A 16,747-nucleotide genomic window follows, 5' to 3' on the forward strand; every position below is an offset into this window, starting at 1 on the left:
GCTTGATGGCTCTCCTGAGAAATATTCTATTTCTTGCTTTAACCCTGGCATTCCTTTCGGCTTGCTCCTTTCCTGTTCGTACTGGGTACGATCGGCGAATTGGAGGCTACAAGCCCGCTAGAACAGCGCAGGCTCAGCAGCCAGCCCCACAGACCACCTCTGAACCTGCAGCTGTCGCAACAGCAGCAACAACTCCCCAAGACACGGTAAAACCGCCTCGTCAGAATTCCTCGGCCAAGGCCCACGCCGCCATCAACAAGAAAGAAGTAGCACGCGCCACCCCCAAGAAGGCAACCACCCTAGAAGGGGTCATCAAGCCCTGGTTGGGAACCCGCTACAAACTGGGCGGCACCAGCAAATCGGGCATCGACTGTTCCGGCTACGTCATGGTCATCTACAAGGAGCTTTACGGCATCGCCCTCAAACATAACGCCGAAGGCATCTACAAGGATGAACGCGGCAAGAAGGTGAGCCGCGGCGACCTGAAGGAAGGAGACCTGGTCTTCTTCGGAGACTTCTGGGGCATCAGCCACATTGGCATCTACATGAGCGGCGACCGGTTTACCCACGCCAGCACCAGCAAGGGCGTAATGATCAGCCCCATGAACGACAAATACTGGAGTCCCAAGTACAAGGGAGCCAAGCGTTTTAAATAGGGGGTTCGCAACAGGAACCGCAAATTTTCTAACTTAACGTCATGAAGAAAATTGCATTCCAAGGCCGCAAGGGCGCATACAGCGATTGCGCAGCCCACTACCTTTTTGGCGAAGACATCGAAACTTTGCCCATGGACACTTTCGAAGAAATTTACCAGGCCATTGAAACTGGTGAAGCCGACGGCGGTGCAATCCCTATCGAAAATTCTACGGCAGGTTCCATCGAAGCGAACTACGACCTGCTTTACAAGTGGCGTCACCGCATCGTTGGCGAAGTCATGCTCCGCATCGAGCACACCCTTTGCGTTATGCCCGGCGTAAAAGTTGAAGACTTGAAGCGCGTCTACAGCCACCCCCAGGCTCTGGCCCAGTGCTCACACTTCTTTGCAGAAAACCCCCAGATCAAGGCAATCCCTGCATTCGATACCGCAGGTTCTGCCGAAGAACTGGCCGCCCGCGGTAACCGCGACGAAGGCGCCATCGCCAGCGCATACGCCGCCAAGATTTACAATCTGGACATTCTGAAGGCTGGCCTCGAAAACCTGAAGGGAACCAACTTCACCCGCTTCTACGCTATCCAGAAAACTCCCGCAGACTTCACCGAAAGCGAGAACGCCAAGACCACCATCCTTTTCGAACTGGCCGACGACAAGGCCGTAGGCGCCCTCTACAACGCCCTGGGCTGTTTCGCCAAGCGAGGTCTGAACTTGACCCGTTGCGAAAGCCGCCCCCACCCCGATAAACCCTGGGGTTACATCTTCCACGTTTCCTTTGAAGCAAACATCAAGGACGAGAACGCTCAGGCCGCCTTGGCAGAACTCAAAAACTACACCAGCTTCGTGTACATCCTTGGCACCTTCAAGAAAGGCGTGGTAGAAACGCTTAAGTTCTAATTACGAATTACAAATTACGAGGTACGAGATTAATAATCGCGCCGTAGGCGCCAAACTAAATCTCATAATTTATAATTCATAAATCATAATTGAAAAAGGATTTTTCTATGGCATACGAACGCACCGACAGAAAGTTTGACGAATACAGAAACCTGAAAATGACCACCGGCTTTATCAGTTCCGCCGACGGTTCCGTCCTTATCGAAATGGGTCGCACCCGCGTGATCTGCAACGCCACCCTGCTCCCCAAGGTTCCGGATTGGCTGGCTGGCCGCGGCACTGGCTGGATTACCGCAGAATACAGCTTGCTGCCTCAGAGTACCGGCAAGCGCGTCGAACGCGAACGTAAAGGTGCCAGCGGACGCACCCAGGAAATCCAGCGCCTCGTAGGTCGTTCCCTCCGCGGAGCCGCAAACCTGGCCGCCCTTGGCGAAAACGCCATCGTGATTGACTGTGACGTCATCGAAGCCGACGGCGGCACCCGTACCGCAAGCATTATCGGCGGATTTGTAGCCCTGGCCATCGCCCTGAAGAAAATCAAGGAACGTCTGGGCCTCACCGAACAGATCCTCCAGCACGCCATTACCGCCATCTCCGTCGGCGTCGTAAACGGCAAGCCACTCTGCGACCTCTGCTATGTAGAAGACTCCGCAGCCGACGTCGACATGAACGTGGTGATGCAGGATGCCAAGAACTTCATCGAAGTCCAGGGCACCGGCGAACACGCCAGCTTCGATCGCGCCATGCTGAACACCCTCCTTGACCTGGGCGAAAACGCCTGCAAGGACATCTATAAAAAGCAGATGGAACTGATTGGCGGTGAACTGCCGTAATTATTCAGTGACTTTGACAGCTTCCACTCGATAGACTGCGAAAGATCCACCACTACCCGAGCTTCCGTCAAACTTGATTCTAACGGACGCCAAAGATTCTTCCACGTTTTCGTCGGAAGGTTCTTTTGAATCGGGTTTGGTAAAATCACTCCACAAAGCACATTTACGGACAATTTCAGAAGAGCTTTCAAAAACCGCCTCAGGCAATTGGAAGCTCATCGTTCCCGCCTTTTCTAATCCCGGGTCCAGAACGATAGCTCCGCTCATGTCGGACTTGTACACGACGCACACGCCATCCCATTTGGGAGTCACATCAACAGGCCTAGCCGTCGCAATTAAATCAGAAGATCCCTTCACGTCAAAGCCAACCCCCACAAACGGTGGTTTTCCTTTAGCCACATCGCCAAATTCAATCGTACCACAAATACCCAGACATTCTTCGATGACTTCATCTAAAGATTCCGAATCAAAGCCGCCTCCTAACGAGACCGGCCACGTAATCGTAGAAGAACCTTCATAAACATGATCATCAAAAGCATACCAGGGAGCTCCGTATTCATCCATTTCCCAAAATTCTGTTTTTACCTCATAACTTATTGATCCATCCCATAACTCCACCAAATCATTTGTATCAATCGTCCGTTTCGCAGGAGTGATCAACGCATCCACACTAGATTCCGACGACGTAGTTGAATCCGCTGACGAGGTTGTGTCCGCTGACGAACTTGATTCCGCCGAAGAGGTCGATTCCGCCGAACTAGTTTCCGCTGATGAGTCAATCTCTCCGGAGCTGGACTCCGCCGAAGACGCTATTTCTCCCGAGCTAGATTCCGCCGACGTAATAAGCAACGTATCTCCACCAGAAGAATCTACAGGAACATTTACAGAATCATCCACTGGTGAATCTGCTAGAGAATCTGCTGGAGGGTCATCAATTTTTTCTTCTTGAGTCTCCTTGAAACTACCGACCACCAGGGCCCCCAGCTTCCGGATGTTAAAATAGCCACTCATCCCAGGAGACCCCTCAAAGTAGAACGAAAGGGAAACCAGACGTTTCACCGCTTCAAGACCCGGAATTTTTCCGGACTTTTTCGGTTTGAATTTTTCCCAGCCAACACAACGAACTTCGACCGAATCGCCAGACGTCTTTTTATACAAGGCCGTCGGAGAATCCTCAACGACAACACCTGTCGAATCCATTGATTCCAGGTCGACGCGAACATCCAGGCCAGAAGCATATTCCACGCACAACTGTCCCCAAGACGAAACATCCGCCAAAACCAGCGTATCATTCCGTTCCTTGGAAAGATCCAGATTAAACCCAACGGAAGCCACCTTGTCAGACGAGCTCTTTCCAAGAACAACCGTTCCGCAGAAACCGCCACATTTCTTTTGAGCCGATTTCAGCCAAGTCCTTGAAAAGACTTTATCACCGTCAACGTCCCATTTAATTTCAGACCCTTCACCGCCATCCAACATAGACCATGTTCCGGGTACGTCCACCACGTTTACATCTTCAATGTGGACCACTTCAACAGAAGCATTGTTTTCTTCGGTGGATCCTTCGTCAAAAACCATGTGGCGGTCCGATCCGCAACCACCCAGTAAAAACGCGTTAGTTAAAACAATAGAGAATGCAATATTTTTTTTAGTCATCCTAGCCGTCCCAAATCAGCTTTCTAGATTTTCTTTGTCAAAGGAAACAATTGTAAGTTCAAACGATATACCTGATCCGGCTTTCTGCTGGCATTGGCAATGGAGGCTATTTTTCGTCGGCACGAAAGCAGTTCCTCCACAATTTGTTCGTAAGCTTCACGATCAACACTCATTGTAACACCCATAATATTTCGATCATTCACATCAAACGCATCTATAGATTTTTGAGCAAGCGCAGCCATTTCCCGATGCATCGTCCGTACAGCCACGGGAATCGCATCGGAATTCCCCACGAGAGCCTTATCCGTCTGCACATAAACATTACGGCCCTTCTTCTGTAACAAACCCAACTTTACCATCAAATCAAGCGAAGCGCAGACTTCGTCGGCACTTACCGGCTGCCAGCACATGGCTGCCATAGCCTCGGGAGTGGCACCCGGCATCATGGCCACTAATTCACGCAGCACCGGATTCTTCCAGGACTCAAAATAAGCGTAGGCGTCGCCATCCAGCACGCGGATCTTTTTTGACTTGGCCACTTCCTGCATGGCACCGAACGCCTTCTTGCGGGACTCGTCATCTTTAGCCTGGTTAAACTGCACCAGGTAACGGAAATAGACGTAATCAAAACCCTTCAGCCCCACGGCGTCGGCCACCTTGCCGATTCCCGCCTCGCTAAGGCTACTTTTGCCCTCGCAAACCAACTTCAGGTAGGTAGGCGAAGAAAACCCTGCCAGACGGGCATATTCTCGCCACGTAAACGAATCCGTTCGCTTACGCTCCTCATAAAACTCCTGCATATAGCAGCGATAGCTTTGATAATCGGTTATGGGCTTCAAAAATTTACCTGCCTTGACGGCGAAGGCAAACATAATTTATTTTGTATCATTCGTCAATAAATCAATGATACAAAATTTATTTTATCAATTAAAATAGACGTAAACTACCAGACTCTTAACCAAGAATCCATATTTTTTTATTATAAAAAAAGACCGCGGATTAACACGGTCTAACTATAAAGTAAAAAATTGGCTAAGGCGAATTAAACTTTCCAGTCGCAGAAGTTCTTCAGCATGGCAAGCCCCACATCACCACTCTTTTCCTGATGGAACTGGGAAGCAATCAGGTTATCCTTGCCAATAAGGCCCTGGAAGGTCTGGGTGCCGTAAGTAGTTTCAGCAAAGCTATACTCCGCAGGCACCACCGGGTGATAGGAATGAACGTAGTAGAAATCGCTACCGCTGGCGATGCCCTTCATAATGGGGTGTTCGCGGGTAAATTCCACCTGGTTCCAACCCATGTGAGGGATCTTCAGGCCCGGTTCATCCTTAAAGCGCACAGCCTTGCCGGGAATCAGACCCAAAGTCTTGACACCGCCATCTTCTTCGGATTCTTCCAGAATGATCTGGCAACCGATACAAATACCAAGCACTGGATTGCCGGCCTTCACCACCGTCTTGATAGCCTCACCGATTCCGGTCCTAGTCAAGGTTTCCATAGCCGAAGCCGCAGCGCCAACGCCAGGGAAAATCAGGCGATCAGCCTTGGCAATCACTTCGGGATCGCGGCTAGAAACAGCATCGGCACCGATGTGTTCCAAAGCGTTCATCACAGACGTCAAGTTGCCAGCGTTGTAGTCAACTACGATAATAGACATAGAAACCTCGTTTTTACAACCGCAAAGATAGAAAAAAGATTAAAACCGTCGAAGTGCCGCCCTAGTTATTGCACCAGGGGAACGTATAATTCAGCTGCGGCCTGATGGTATCAGCCCTTACCGGGAAATCGTTAGCGGCATTCATCTGCATAATACCCACAACACCGTTGGCCATTCTGGCCTTGATGTTCTGGACATCATCCCAAGGCTTCTTGTGGCCGTTACTTGCGCCACCGGCACCATAGCCCGCATCCGCAAGAATGGGCTTGCCCGTCACCTCATGAATCTTCGCCCAGGAGGCAGAATTGGCAGCCACAATCTTCTCGGATGTCGCCAGGGACGAACCGCCGGAAGTTCCCGCAAAATCCACGATACTCATGTCAAAGTTGGAATACCACTGGGCAAACAGGGCCGTATCCTTATCGCCAATCCAGGGTGAAATATCGATGGCAATCTTTGCCGCAGGCAAGTAGGCACGAATGGTATCCACGATCTGCTTGAAGTACACGCCCATAAGGGAATCGGGAATGCCGCCTCCTTCCTGGACAGTTCCATCGTATCTTTCCTTCTGCCTTGAAGCCGTTTCGGAATACTGATAAAAATCCGGTTCAATCAGCCAGATGGATTCATAAGTATCCGCATCCACCTCCAGACGGTAAATCAGCTGTTCACGCATACCGTTGGCATAAGCCGCATAACGATACAAAATGGAGTCCGCAAAATATTCGCGAATCATCTGGGCCCCATGGGAGCAATGGGTCTTTTCTGCCTTGGAAATATTGCAGTCGTCAATTCCATGATCCTTGTCGAACTCGGCAATCACGTAAGCGTAAATCATGGGAGTCGCGCCAATTTCCACGCTCATCTTTACCATACGTTCTTCAAAGCCGTTATAGAAATCGTTATCACCAAGCCAGACCGCAATATAGTCCAGGCCGGCGTAATTCGTAGAATCGCGTTCCTTGTCGGTACTCCAGGCCGCACCAAAATTAAACTGGCACGGATCGAAACCTCTCTTATGAGGCGCCACGTCATACGCAGTCCACAAACCGGACTCGCAACGGTAATAACTCTTACCCGTTTCGATCCACACAAAACCGCCCTCCTCCTCGGGAGCGCAGGGCAAGGTCTGGGGGACTTCTACTACAGCCGACGAAAAAACTTCAGCGGGGTCAGCCGTTCCCATGGCAGAACTAGATTCCGCCTGAGGAACCGGATCCGAATTTTCTGCTTCAGAGGCTGACTCGCCACATGCCACGAAAAAACTACAACCCGCCACAAAAAGCGTAAGGGCCAAAAGTCCAAAACGATTCTTCATCAAGTCTCCTTTTCCTAAATACCCGAACACCGACACAAAGATACTTAATGGAATCGCAAAATAAAACCCCAGACCGCCCTATTTATTCAAGGAGTCCAGCGCCTCGCCCGCCAATTCCACACAGCGGTTGCAGGGAATCACCCCATTGGGGCGAATTTCACTACACAGGGTGCAGCCCTTGGCACCGTTCTTGAAGAACTCCACAATGGCATCAGACTGGGCAGGAGCCAACAGCTTTGCCGCATGTAAGGCGCCGCAAGTTCCCTCCGGAGCACGACCGCCACTGAACTGCTTTACAGCCATGGCCAGTTCCAGAGCTTCCGCTTCAGACTTGCCCTGGGCACGCCAATAACCATAAGTCACAGACACAGCGCAGTTGCCGTGTTCCTTGTGATACACCTTTGAAATTTCAGAAATCTTTTCTGCCATAAAAACCTCACGTTTTAATAGTCATTTGTCTGCAAAACGGAATGTCTCCGCTGGTAATCAATCTTTTTCTGCTTAAAGAATTCCGCCCGTAATCATTGCAACACCGCCATAACTGAGCGCATTATCAAAACTGCGTTTATCCATGGCAAGTCCCGCGGACAGCATATCAATACCGATAAGGGCGATACCAAGCCCTGCCCTACCACAAATCCCACCATAGCGGGCAAACTGCTTATTGCCAATATTGTAGTTGTAATCCTTCATGTAAATGGACACACTATCCGCAAAAACGGCACGGTCTTCGTTCCAGTTCAGCAACGAATCAGGCACAGAATTTTCCGACCCATAGGAAGACTCCTCCTGCGGCACAACATCAGTCCCGTCCACACTGCCGTAGATAGCCATACCCTTGGGAACAAGCTGAGCCTGAGCCGCCCCTACAGAAATCAACAAAACTAACCCCCAAATCAATTTGTTCATGACTGCAAAAATACAAAATTAAACAGATAATACTATATTCAGCACATGCCTAACGAAAACAACAACAATGAAGAATTGGATCTGGACGCCATCATCAACAACATGAGCTCCATCAACAGTGAAGACTACTGGTTCAAGAAAGTGAGCCAATTCGAGGAGCACGACGAAACCGTCAACCCCAACGCCAGCCAACAATGACTTAGAGCTTGACTACGGTTATCAAAGTCATTTCCGTTCAATTCAACCGTAGTGGTCCGCAAGGCGCAAGCCCACCTCCCCCAAATACAAAAAAATCCCGACTTTCATCGGGATTTTTTCAATTCACAATTTCTCTAAAACGCAAATGTAATTTGCGATTAGAAGCAAGCAGTGCAAGGCGCGAACCCCCGTAGCGTACTTTCGTACGTGAGGGGGCGAGCAACGCGGCAATGCGCCGCTTATCATCGCAAGTTACTTGTCGGTCAGGGCTGCGACGCCCGGCAGGACCTTGCCTTCCAGGAGTTCGAGAGAAGCGCCACCACCGGTAGAGGTGTGGGTGACCTTCTTGTCTGCGCCGTACTTCTTAGCTGCAGTAGCGGTATCGCCACCACCGATTACGGTGATTGCACCAGCTGCGGTAGCTTCGACGATTGCGTCAGCCATAGCCTTGGTAGCCTTTTCGAATGCTTCGAATTCGAACACGCCTGCAGGACCGTTCCAAACGATGGTCTTGGAGGACTTGATAGCTTCAACGAACTTCTTGGTGGATTCTGCACCAACGTCCAGACCCATCCAGCCAGCGGGGATACCTTCAGCGTCAGAAACAGCCTTGGTAGCAGCGTCAGCAGCGAACTTGTCAGCAGCGATGTAGTCAACCGGGAGGATGATTTCCTTGCCAGCAGCCTTAGCCTTAGCCATCAGTTCCGGAACCAGCTTTGCGCCTTCTTCGTCGAACAGAGAAGAACCGATTTCGATATTGTCGATCACCTTCTTGAAGGTGAATGCCATGCCGCCGCCGATGATGATCTTGTCAGCCTTGTCCAGGAGGTTGTTGATGAGCTGGATCTTGTCGGCAACCTTAGCACCGCCGAGGATTGCGAGGAACGGACGCGGGGGGTTGTTGAGAACTGCGTCGAATGCCTTGAGTTCCTTGTTCATGAGGAAGCCAGCAGCGCGCTGCGGCAGTTCAACACCAGTCATGGAAGAGTGGTCGCGGTGAGCGGTACCGAAAGCGTCGTTAACATATACGTCAGCGAGCTTGGTGAGAGAAGCGCGGAATGCCTTGACAGCTTCCTTGTCAGCCTTAACCTTGTTGCCTTCGGCGTCCTTCTTCTTGCCTTCTTCTTCGATGTGGAAGCGGAGGTTTTCGAGGAGGATGATTTCACCCGGCTTGATAGCAGCGCAAGCAGCTTCAACTTCTGCACCTGCACAGTCAGAGAGGAACTTCACCGGCTTCTTGATGAGTTCTTCGAGCTTCTTGGCAACGGGAGCGAGAGTGTACTTCATGTTCACTTCGCCATTGGGGCGGCCCAGGTGAGAAGCGAGGATAACAGCAGCACCCTTATCGAGAGCGCACTGGATAGTGGGGAGAGCAGCTTCGATACGCTTGGTGTTGGTGATTTCGCCGGTGACCTTGTCCTGGGGAACGTTGAAGTCGACACGGATGAACACGCGCTTGCCAGCGAGTTCGAGATCTTCAATAGAAAGCTTTGCCATGATTAGCACCTTCTGGTTAGAGTTAAAATTTACGGATTAAAATATAGTAAAAGGGGGCAAAAAAACATGGTCAAATGCACAAATCAACTATGCAAAGCATACTTTTGTAAACTTTTCTTTATATAATTTGCATCATCTATCCGACTATCCCTTAATCATTTACCTTTGTATACTGCAAAAAACTTTCCTTTGTGAATTTTCAATCTTTTTTTTATATATTTCACGAAAAATAGTCCATATTGGAGTTATCAAATGAAACGTTCAATTTTGTGGGCCCTGTGCCTTTCTGTCGTGTCCGCTTTTGCCGGTCCGTACGATATTAATGAATTTGATGCTAAGGACGCCGGTACTCCCGACGAATACATCTCTGCCGAATTCGGTGGCGAACTGAAGACCATCCCGGCAGACGAAGTGGAATCCCTCCAGGATGGCCGTCTGGTCGTCCGTCAGAAGTTTGTAGACCCGTTCGGCGACAACGACGCGACCTACCAGCTCTACCAGGGCTCCGCAGGCGACCTGTCCTCCATGACCGCCATGACCGCTGACGGCGTCGACTACTCCAAGCTCCTGACCGCCAAGGTTTACTCCAAGCGCGGCATGGACGCCGACAAGGACGTCGAAAAGGTATACTTCGATGGCAAGTCCGTCTTCGCCGACGGCCTTTCCTCTGCAATCGTCTTCATTGACGGCAGCCCCGTGACCCTCAAGGGCGAAGGCGCCGACGAACCTGTCGCCGAAACCGCTGCCGCTGCAACCAGCAGTGACGAATACTGCGACGACGATGAAGATTGCGAAGACGATGATGATGTCTTCCAGTACAAGACTACCGCTCCGATAGACAACTCTGCAGCCGACAGCCGTGACCAGGCAGCCAGCGACGCAGCAGGCAACGTAGGCGACCGTTTCGGTATCGCTGACGAAGTCCGCTTCTGGAGCGCAGTGGGTCTCACCGCCCTGGCCGCAGCAAGCATCGTCATGGGCATCCTCCAGCAGAAGGAAGCCAACAAGGCCCAGAGCGCCTACGACGACCTGGACGAACTTAAGGGCAACCTCCTCCGCGCCTGTAACGGCAACCCCAGCTGTGAAGAAGTGATGATTTCCAAGGGCGAGTACGTGCTTAGAACCACCGAAGAAGGCCCCGTCTACTGGACCATGCAGAGCCTCCAGAACCGTATGAACGAAAACAAGAAGACCCACGATTCCTATGCTTCTGCCCGTAACATCTGGTTCGGCGTAGCAGGCGCATCTATCGCAGGCGCAGTCGTTCTCTACGTATGGTAACAGAACTCGGTAAAATCAGCCTTCGGGACCTTACTTTCGACTGCATCATCGGGACCCTTCCCTATGAACGCGAAAACGAACAGCCGATCGTACTGAACGTGACCGTCTGGTCTGATTTTACCCTCGCTGCCAGAAACGAAGACCTGGCACACTCCATAGACTATGCACAACTGGCGGAAGACCTGAAAGGGTTTATCCGCCTTTCTTGTTTCCAGCTGGAAGAAACCCTGGTGTACCGCTGCGCCGAACGCATTCTCGGGAATTATCCCAAGGCTCAGGCCGTCGAGGTTTCCGTCAGAAAGCCGTGCGCCATCCCTGATTGCGTCGGGGCAGAATCATCCATTAGGATGCGACGCTAAGCAAGAGATAAAACAAGAGATCAAGCAAGAAGCGCCCCTCCGTTAGGAGAGGCGCTTTGCTTGTGATGAGGGGACGGAGGAGAAAGTTCTTTTACAACGTTCAATCAGGAGCGAAAGGAACGATAGCGAAGCGCCTCGGACAGGTCCAGAATTTCGACGGCAGGAGCCCCGCGAAGGTCAGCTATGGTCCGTCCCACCTTCAGGAGCCTGAAGTAGCCTCGTGCACTCAAGCCCATCTTGTCGGCGGCAGATATGGCAAAACGCTCGGTAGCTGCAGACAACCTGCAGAACGATTTCGCCGCTTCGGACGACATTTCCGCATTGGTCTTGAAAGGGAGATTCTTAAAGCGATCCCTCTGCAAGGCCCTAGCCTCACAGACCCGCTTGCGAATGTCTGCAGAAGTCTCAGATATAGTGGCCCCGCTGGCAAACTGGGATGCCTCCACAGAGGGCACACTGACCTGGATATCGATACGATCCAGCAGCGGTCCCGAAATTTTTTCCTGATACCGCTTGCGGGCTTCCGGCAGGCACGTACAGTTCCGTTTTGCATCCATGGCATAGCCACAGGGGCAAGGATTCATGGCTGCCCCCATCATAAAACGAGCAGGCCACACGACCGTTCCGCTAGCCCGGCTCACCGAAATGAGTCCCTCTTCCATCGGTTCTCGCAAAGCCTCCAGGACACTGCGGTTGAATTCGGGGAGTTCATCAAGAAACAAAACGCCATTATGAGCCATGCTAGCCTCCCCAGGCCGCAAATGCACGCCGCCCCCAACAAGAGACACCATAGACGCCGAATGGTGTGGCGTCCGGATAGGACGAACCATTACCGGCTTAAAGCATTCCATATCCCCTGCAGCCCTTGCGCAGGAATGTATGCGGGTCGTCTCGAGAATTTCCTCATCCGTCATTTCGGGGAGGATTCCCGGAAGGCATTTGGCACATAATGATTTTCCCGCACCGGGAGAACCAACCAACAGGAAATTATGGGCTCCGGCAGCAGCCACCTCAAGAGCTCTTTTGACCCCTTCCATCCCGATGACATTCTTAAAGTCTGGTATTCCCTGTATGCAGGCATACCCCTGTCCAGCGCCCCTCTCCGCTCCATGCACGGCAGCCAGTCCCGCCGCCGAAACAGCCTTAGACACAGCCCCCTTTTCTAACACACCAACGCATTCCTTTAGGGAATCCGCACACACGTACCGCACACCTTCTACAAGACGTACCTCCCGTTCGTTCCCCCGAGGCACCACAAGAACGTCTCTCTTGCGATCAGGGAGACTCATGGCCACCGAAAGGACTCCACGAACAGGCTTCAGCAAACCATCTAGGGAAAGTTCCCCCACAAACACCAACCGTTCCAAATCAGGAACTTCAATTTCGCCGGTAGCCACAAGAAGACCGATAGCCAACGGCAGGTCAAGGGCACTGCCCTCCTTCCGCAAATCCGCGGGCGACAAGTTCACCGTCGTTCGGAAACCTGTCACCACCTTATCTATGGAACGGATGGCCGAGACCACTCGTTCCCTAGATTCCCTTACCGCATTGTCAGGTAATCCAACCAAAGTAAAACCCGGCAGCCCCTGAGAGGCGTCGACCTCGACGCTTACGGGAACAGCCTTTATTCCAAACAGGCAGTAAGAACGGATTCTATGGAACAAGAGAACCTTCCTAGGCCATGGCGGCCTGATAGCGTTCAAGAACACAGTTTTCGATGTGTTCACGGAGCTGGCGGGTAACGGGAGAGCAAATGGTGCGGAATTCCTCGCCCTTATAGAAAGGATCGTTCGGATAGCCCACAAACATACCGTTTTCACCATCCATCACACGAAGACCACGAATCAACATCTGGTCATTCAGGACTACGGTGGCAAGCCCCTTAATATGTCCCATGCTAGGTCCTTCCTTAAAAGGGAAAACCTGGACACTGGTGACTGCAAGACAATCAAACTGACTTGTTGCCTGTTTGACTTCATTTTCTTTTATCTGTTCTGCCATAAAGACCTCCTAAGTCATTGGCGTTAACTTATCCAACATCTAACGGTTTACCAGAACCGTCCGATGACGCCCCCTTAATGCAAAAGCCATGCCAAATACAAAAACGCCCTTTTTCATCAAAAAAAGGCATTCCCATTTTTTCATTCTAAATTAAGCAGCGATTAATCACTGATTAATCAGTGATTATCTATCTTATAGCCATGCTTCTTAATGCAAATCTAAACTGGCCTCAGAATCAGGGAAAAGTTCTCCCCTCAGTCCTTGCCGACGTAGAAATCAGCGCCGACTATTTTACCGTCAGCTTTACCATCGAGGAACCCGACACCTGCTTCCGTGCCGAAGTGCAAGAAGACAACGGCCGCAGTTGGGAAGATTCCTGCGTAGAAATTTTCCTGCAGAACCCAGCAAACCCCAGCGAGTACTTCAACTTCGAAACGACAAGCCGAGGTTTCCTGCTGGCAGCCCACGGGCCAGATCGCAACAACCGTACCACCCTGTCCCAGGAAGACATCAACAAGGTCATCCGCACAAAGCAAGTGGCCAGCGTCGCCGGGAACCTGGTCTGCTGGGGAATGACCGTACAGATTCCCGCCAGCCTCTTCGGACTGAATTCATTTGTCGGAAAGTCTCTTCGTGGCAACCTCTATAAATGCGGCGACAAGTCCCAGTCGCCCCACTATCTGAGCGCCTTCCCCGTAGAAACAGAAAAGCCGGATTTTCACCGGCCCGAATTCTTCAGAGAATTTGTATAAAGTGTGCGGCGATTACTGCCGCGTTTTTTATTTCATCTTGATTTTCATTTCGAAGACCTGACGTCCTGTCTCATCTTCAATCTTCATGTAGGTGGCGCCCTTGTGGTCCGCACGGAAAATCTTCAGCAGAGTTCCTTCCATGGACTCTCCCAAAAAATGGACTTCCATTTCGGAGGGAGCACAAAGTTCCCAGTCTGCAGAAGAGAACACGTTCATCGACAGTTCGATGTACTTGATGTTGTTCATATGATGAGACATGTCCAGATGCTGAGGCAGAACCCGCTGCTGGTAAATCTCTTCGTACTCATCGGGAGTCACTTCGAACTTGGTAAACTTGTCATCGAGGACCTGTTCCGGGAAACCCTCTGTAGGAAAGCCCACCGTAGAAAGTTTCATGGGACGATGACGTACCAAATCCAGGCAGCAGGCCTCCTGTACGGCCAACACAATGGGTTCGCCCTCGGTTGTGGTAATGGCGGTACTTTCATAAGTTCGAATCAGGCTGTTACTTGTAGGGTATGAAGTCGTCACCACCTTATCACCCCAGAACGGGCGCTGGAAAAATTTCAGTTTGGCCTTGGAAATAACCCAATAGCCGCCCTTTTCCTTTACGAAAAAATTATCCTGTTTGAGTTTCCCCAGATTTTCACAGAGGTTATCCTGGACCATAAGAACCGTCTGGGCCACGCCCATTTTCCCGGACACGTCAATATAAGCCGACGTAACGGTACGGGGCTTCTGAAAAACAAGGGGATTTTTTGCGAGAGAATAAATATCAATCATGGCAGTGAAGAGTGAAGAGTGAATAGTTTACTTGATTAATATATATGCAAAAAAGAAAAAGTACCGGCAAAAATGTCGGTACTTCCTGAAAAAGTTTCGTTCGCGAGGCCGCGACGTTCAACTCTTAGATCTTTTTAAGAACCAAGAGATGGCCAGGAGCCTTGTTGGGATCCAGACGGACGAAGTTCTTGTTGCCGCGCCAGACGAAGGATTCGTCGGTGAGCAAGTCCTTCAGGAAGAAGAAGCTGTCGTTGTCGAGGCCAAGCTTTGCCATGTCCAGTTCCACCATGCCTTCCTGGGCGTTGTCCATGTCCATGTTGCAGACGAACAGGAGAACGTCTTCGCCAGACTTCTTGGAGTAAACCATGAGCTGGTCGTTGGCGCAGTAGTGGAAGTCCAGGTTATCGTATTCCTGGAGAGCCGGATGTTCCAGGCGGGCGGTGTTCACGCGGCGGACGAAGTCCTGGATGCCGGGGCCAGCCCAGTTGTGAACCTTGTACTGGTACTTTTCGGAATCCTGCAGTTCTTCCTTGATGGGAGAAGGAATGTTTTCGCAGAGTTCGTAACCGTTATACATACCGGTAAGGCTGCTCAAGGTACCAGCCAGGAAGTAGCGCTGCTTGAAGGCGTTGGCGCCCTTGTAAGCCAGGTACTTGGGGAAGATGTCCGGTGTGGTCGGGAAGAAGATGCCGCGCATGTATTCCTTGGCATCGGACTGGGTCAGTTCCTTCAGGTACTGTTCGAATTCCCACTTGGCGCTACGCCATGCGAAGTAGGTGTAGCTCATGTCGAAGCCAGCCTTGGCCAGGCGATGCATCATCTTGGGACGGGTGAAGGCTTCTGCCAGGAACACCAGTTCCGGACGCTTTTCCTTGACGTCGGCGATGAGCCATTCCCAGAAGGGGAAGGGCTTGGTGTGGGGATTATCGATACGGAAAATTTCGATGCCCTTATCGGCCCAGAACAGGATGATGTTCTCGATTTCCTGCCACAGTTCCTTGTAGTTCTTGTTGTAGTAGTCGAAGGGGTAAATGTCTTCGTACTTCTTGGGCGGATTTTCAGCAAACTTGATGGAGCCATCAGGTTCGTGGTAGAACCATTCCGGATGTTCCTTAACGTAGGGGTGATCCGGGGAGCAGTTCAAGGCGATGTCCAGAGCCAGGCGCAGACCCTTGGAGCGTGCAGCCTTGGCAAAATGTTCAAAGTCCTTCATGGAGCCCAGTTCAGGGTCGGTAGCATAGTGGCCGCCGAACTTGTTACCCACTGCGTAGGGGCAACCCGGTTCCAGGGGCTTACCCTTCTTGTCGGTCTTGGCGTGGAGGGCGTTGTTGGCACCCTTACGGTTGGTGACACCAATGGGGTGAATGGGAACCAGGTAAACGGTATCGAAGCCGAGGTCAGCGATGTAGTCCAGCTGCTTTTCGCAGTCCTTCCAGGTAGCGCTCTTGGTGGCGTCGGTACCCTGGGACTTGGGCCACATTTCGTACCAGGTACCGGTACGTGCATAGGACGGGTCCACACGAAGCTTCATCACCGGGCTTTCGGTGGGCTTGTCCTTGGGCTCGATGGTCCAGGCGCAAACCTTGTATTCGTAATAGCCGATGTTGTTGACGGTAAAGGAACCTTCCCAGAGGTCGTTGTCAACGAAATGCATGGGAGCCTGTTCCCACTTGACAGCGGCAGGCTTTGCTGCGGCCTTGGCGGTCTTCTTGGCCTTGCCTTCTACGGGGACATGGCGGTAAAAAATTGCGGCGTCATACTTCTCGTGGCTGTGGCGGAAAATGTCTGCCTGCACGGTCACGGAATCACCCGGTTCGCGCTTGATCATGAAACGGCCGCCTTCGATGTTCGGGCGGATATTCTCGATAACGAGATTGTCTTTTAAAGTAGGAATCATTGCCATAGTGCTATAAAATTAGAAAGGTTAAAGGATAATGGTTATAGACGTTCCATC

The 16,747-nt window shown here is 51.4% G+C and carries 18 protein-coding genes; 7 read left to right on the top strand and 11 right to left on the bottom strand.

The window, feature by feature from the left end:
* Positions 1-5: 5 nt before the first annotated feature.
* The 3 genes from B7992_RS06890 to rph all read left to right on the top strand — a co-directional run bounded on the left by B7992_RS06890 (position 6) and on the right by rph (position 2,382).
* Complete coding sequence (locus tag B7992_RS06890) at positions 6-656, top strand: C40 family peptidase (protein ID WP_088665885.1); 651 nt, start codon at positions 6-8, stop codon at positions 654-656.
* A gap of 41 nt (positions 657-697) precedes the next feature.
* Positions 698-1,549 (top strand): prephenate dehydratase, encoded by an 852-nt coding sequence (locus tag B7992_RS06895; RefSeq protein ID WP_073159579.1) that lies wholly within the window; start codon positions 698-700, stop codon positions 1,547-1,549.
* 107 nt (positions 1,550-1,656) lie between these two features.
* A complete protein-coding gene (gene rph, locus B7992_RS06900; protein ID WP_073159577.1) occupies positions 1,657-2,382 on the top strand; it encodes a ribonuclease PH in 726 nt (241 codons plus the stop codon).
* Here rph and B7992_RS06905 read toward each other — a convergent pair whose 3' ends face one another.
* From B7992_RS06905 to B7992_RS06930, 6 genes are all read right to left on the bottom strand, one after another.
* A complete protein-coding gene (locus B7992_RS06905; protein WP_176421874.1) occupies positions 2,383-3,960 on the bottom strand; it encodes a hypothetical protein in 1,578 nt (525 codons plus the stop codon).
* A 101-nt stretch (positions 3,961-4,061) separates the two neighbouring features.
* Positions 4,062-4,910, bottom strand: coding sequence for a TIGR02147 family protein (locus B7992_RS06910; RefSeq protein ID WP_369680976.1), 849 nt, complete (start codon positions 4,908-4,910; stop codon positions 4,062-4,064).
* A 170-nt stretch (positions 4,911-5,080) separates the two neighbouring features.
* Complete coding sequence (hisH, locus tag B7992_RS06915) at positions 5,081-5,695, bottom strand: imidazole glycerol phosphate synthase subunit HisH (RefSeq protein ID WP_073159573.1); 615 nt, start codon at positions 5,693-5,695, stop codon at positions 5,081-5,083.
* 61 nt (positions 5,696-5,756) lie between these two features.
* The gene (locus B7992_RS06920) at positions 5,757-7,013 is read right to left on the bottom strand and encodes a hypothetical protein (protein ID WP_088665887.1); all 1,257 of its coding nucleotides are present in this window, start codon (positions 7,011-7,013) and stop codon (positions 5,757-5,759) included.
* Positions 7,014-7,091: 78 nt separating this feature from the next.
* The gene (locus tag B7992_RS06925; protein ID WP_073159569.1) at positions 7,092-7,442 is read right to left on the bottom strand and encodes a hypothetical protein; all 351 of its coding nucleotides are present in this window, start codon (positions 7,440-7,442) and stop codon (positions 7,092-7,094) included.
* Positions 7,443-7,514: 72 nt separating this feature from the next.
* Complete coding sequence (locus tag B7992_RS06930; RefSeq protein ID WP_141100397.1) at positions 7,515-7,922, bottom strand: hypothetical protein; 408 nt, start codon at positions 7,920-7,922, stop codon at positions 7,515-7,517.
* 45 nt (positions 7,923-7,967) lie between these two features.
* Between B7992_RS06930 and B7992_RS16610 the strand changes: the two genes are divergently transcribed.
* Entirely contained in the window at positions 7,968-8,120 is a 153-nt protein-coding gene (locus B7992_RS16610) for a hypothetical protein (RefSeq protein WP_175547660.1), read from the top strand.
* Between the two features lie 252 nt (positions 8,121-8,372).
* Here B7992_RS16610 and pgk read toward each other — a convergent pair whose 3' ends face one another.
* Positions 8,373-9,617 (bottom strand): phosphoglycerate kinase, encoded by a 1,245-nt coding sequence (gene pgk, locus B7992_RS06935; protein ID WP_073159565.1) that lies wholly within the window; start codon positions 9,615-9,617, stop codon positions 8,373-8,375.
* 252 nt (positions 9,618-9,869) lie between these two features.
* Between pgk and B7992_RS06940 the strand changes: the two genes are divergently transcribed.
* On the top strand, positions 9,870-10,898 hold the full coding sequence (locus tag B7992_RS06940; RefSeq protein WP_073159563.1) for a hypothetical protein: 1,029 nt from the start codon (positions 9,870-9,872) through the stop codon (positions 10,896-10,898).
* On the top strand, positions 10,892-11,257 hold the full coding sequence (locus B7992_RS06945; RefSeq protein ID WP_073159561.1) for a dihydroneopterin aldolase: 366 nt from the start codon (positions 10,892-10,894) through the stop codon (positions 11,255-11,257). Before B7992_RS06940 ends, B7992_RS06945 begins: the two co-directional genes overlap by 7 nt.
* A gap of 104 nt (positions 11,258-11,361) precedes the next feature.
* Here B7992_RS06945 and B7992_RS06950 read toward each other — a convergent pair whose 3' ends face one another.
* On the bottom strand, positions 11,362-12,921 hold the full coding sequence (locus tag B7992_RS06950) for a YifB family Mg chelatase-like AAA ATPase (RefSeq protein WP_088665889.1): 1,560 nt from the start codon (positions 12,919-12,921) through the stop codon (positions 11,362-11,364).
* A 10-nt stretch (positions 12,922-12,931) separates the two neighbouring features.
* Positions 12,932-13,258, bottom strand: a complete 327-nt coding sequence (locus B7992_RS06955; RefSeq protein ID WP_073159557.1) for a SpoVG family protein — start codon at positions 13,256-13,258, stop codon at positions 12,932-12,934.
* Positions 13,259-13,458: 200 nt separating this feature from the next.
* Here B7992_RS06955 and B7992_RS06960 point away from each other — a divergent pair, with 200 nt between their 5' ends.
* The gene (locus tag B7992_RS06960; RefSeq protein WP_073159672.1) at positions 13,459-14,010 is read left to right on the top strand and encodes a carbohydrate-binding family 9-like protein; all 552 of its coding nucleotides are present in this window, start codon (positions 13,459-13,461) and stop codon (positions 14,008-14,010) included.
* A 27-nt stretch (positions 14,011-14,037) separates the two neighbouring features.
* On the opposite strand, the gene B7992_RS06965 is transcribed toward B7992_RS06960, so the two are convergent.
* Positions 14,038-14,793 (bottom strand): acyl-[acyl-carrier-protein] thioesterase, encoded by a 756-nt coding sequence (locus B7992_RS06965; protein ID WP_073237354.1) that lies wholly within the window; start codon positions 14,791-14,793, stop codon positions 14,038-14,040.
* Between the two features lie 124 nt (positions 14,794-14,917).
* On the bottom strand, positions 14,918-16,696 hold the full coding sequence (locus B7992_RS06970; RefSeq protein WP_088665890.1) for an alpha-1,4-glucan--maltose-1-phosphate maltosyltransferase: 1,779 nt from the start codon (positions 16,694-16,696) through the stop codon (positions 14,918-14,920).
* Positions 16,697-16,747: the final 51 nt, after the last annotated feature.

Origin of the sequence: Fibrobacter sp. UWH1, assembly GCF_002210365.1 — a bacterium.
GTDB lineage: Bacteria > Fibrobacterota > Fibrobacteria > Fibrobacterales > Fibrobacteraceae > Fibrobacter.

What these genes read in the sequence shown, in the direction of transcription:
- B7992_RS06890 (WP_088665885.1), top strand. Translation starts at nt 6, where the DNA reads ATGGCTCTCCTGAGAAATATTCTATTTCTTGCTTTAACCCTGGCATTC.
- B7992_RS06895 (WP_073159579.1), top strand. Translation starts at nt 698, where the DNA reads ATGAAGAAAATTGCATTCCAAGGCCGCAAGGGCGCATACAGCGATTGC.
- rph (WP_073159577.1), top strand. Translation starts at nt 1,657, where the DNA reads ATGGCATACGAACGCACCGACAGAAAGTTTGACGAATACAGAAACCTG.
- B7992_RS06905 (WP_176421874.1), bottom strand. Translation starts at nt 3,960, where the DNA reads ATGGTTTTTGACGAAGGATCCACCGAAGAAAACAATGCTTCTGTTGAA.
- B7992_RS06910 (WP_369680976.1), bottom strand. Translation starts at nt 4,910, where the DNA reads ATGTTTGCCTTCGCCGTCAAGGCAGGTAAATTTTTGAAGCCCATAACC.
- hisH (WP_073159573.1), bottom strand. Translation starts at nt 5,695, where the DNA reads ATGTCTATTATCGTAGTTGACTACAACGCTGGCAACTTGACGTCTGTG.
- B7992_RS06920 (WP_088665887.1), bottom strand. Translation starts at nt 7,013, where the DNA reads ATGAAGAATCGTTTTGGACTTTTGGCCCTTACGCTTTTTGTGGCGGGT.
- B7992_RS06925 (WP_073159569.1), bottom strand. Translation starts at nt 7,442, where the DNA reads ATGGCAGAAAAGATTTCTGAAATTTCAAAGGTGTATCACAAGGAACAC.
- B7992_RS06930 (WP_141100397.1), bottom strand. Translation starts at nt 7,922, where the DNA reads ATGAACAAATTGATTTGGGGGTTAGTTTTGTTGATTTCTGTAGGGGCG.
- B7992_RS16610 (WP_175547660.1), top strand. Translation starts at nt 7,968, where the DNA reads ATGCCTAACGAAAACAACAACAATGAAGAATTGGATCTGGACGCCATC.
- pgk (WP_073159565.1), bottom strand. Translation starts at nt 9,617, where the DNA reads ATGGCAAAGCTTTCTATTGAAGATCTCGAACTCGCTGGCAAGCGCGTG.
- B7992_RS06940 (WP_073159563.1), top strand. Translation starts at nt 9,870, where the DNA reads ATGAAACGTTCAATTTTGTGGGCCCTGTGCCTTTCTGTCGTGTCCGCT.
- B7992_RS06945 (WP_073159561.1), top strand. Translation starts at nt 10,892, where the DNA reads ATGGTAACAGAACTCGGTAAAATCAGCCTTCGGGACCTTACTTTCGAC.
- B7992_RS06955 (WP_073159557.1), bottom strand. Translation starts at nt 13,258, where the DNA reads ATGGCAGAACAGATAAAAGAAAATGAAGTCAAACAGGCAACAAGTCAG.
- B7992_RS06960 (WP_073159672.1), top strand. Translation starts at nt 13,459, where the DNA reads ATGCTTCTTAATGCAAATCTAAACTGGCCTCAGAATCAGGGAAAAGTT.
- B7992_RS06965 (WP_073237354.1), bottom strand. Translation starts at nt 14,793, where the DNA reads ATGATTGATATTTATTCTCTCGCAAAAAATCCCCTTGTTTTTCAGAAG.
- B7992_RS06970 (WP_088665890.1), bottom strand. Translation starts at nt 16,696, where the DNA reads ATGGCAATGATTCCTACTTTAAAAGACAATCTCGTTATCGAGAATATC.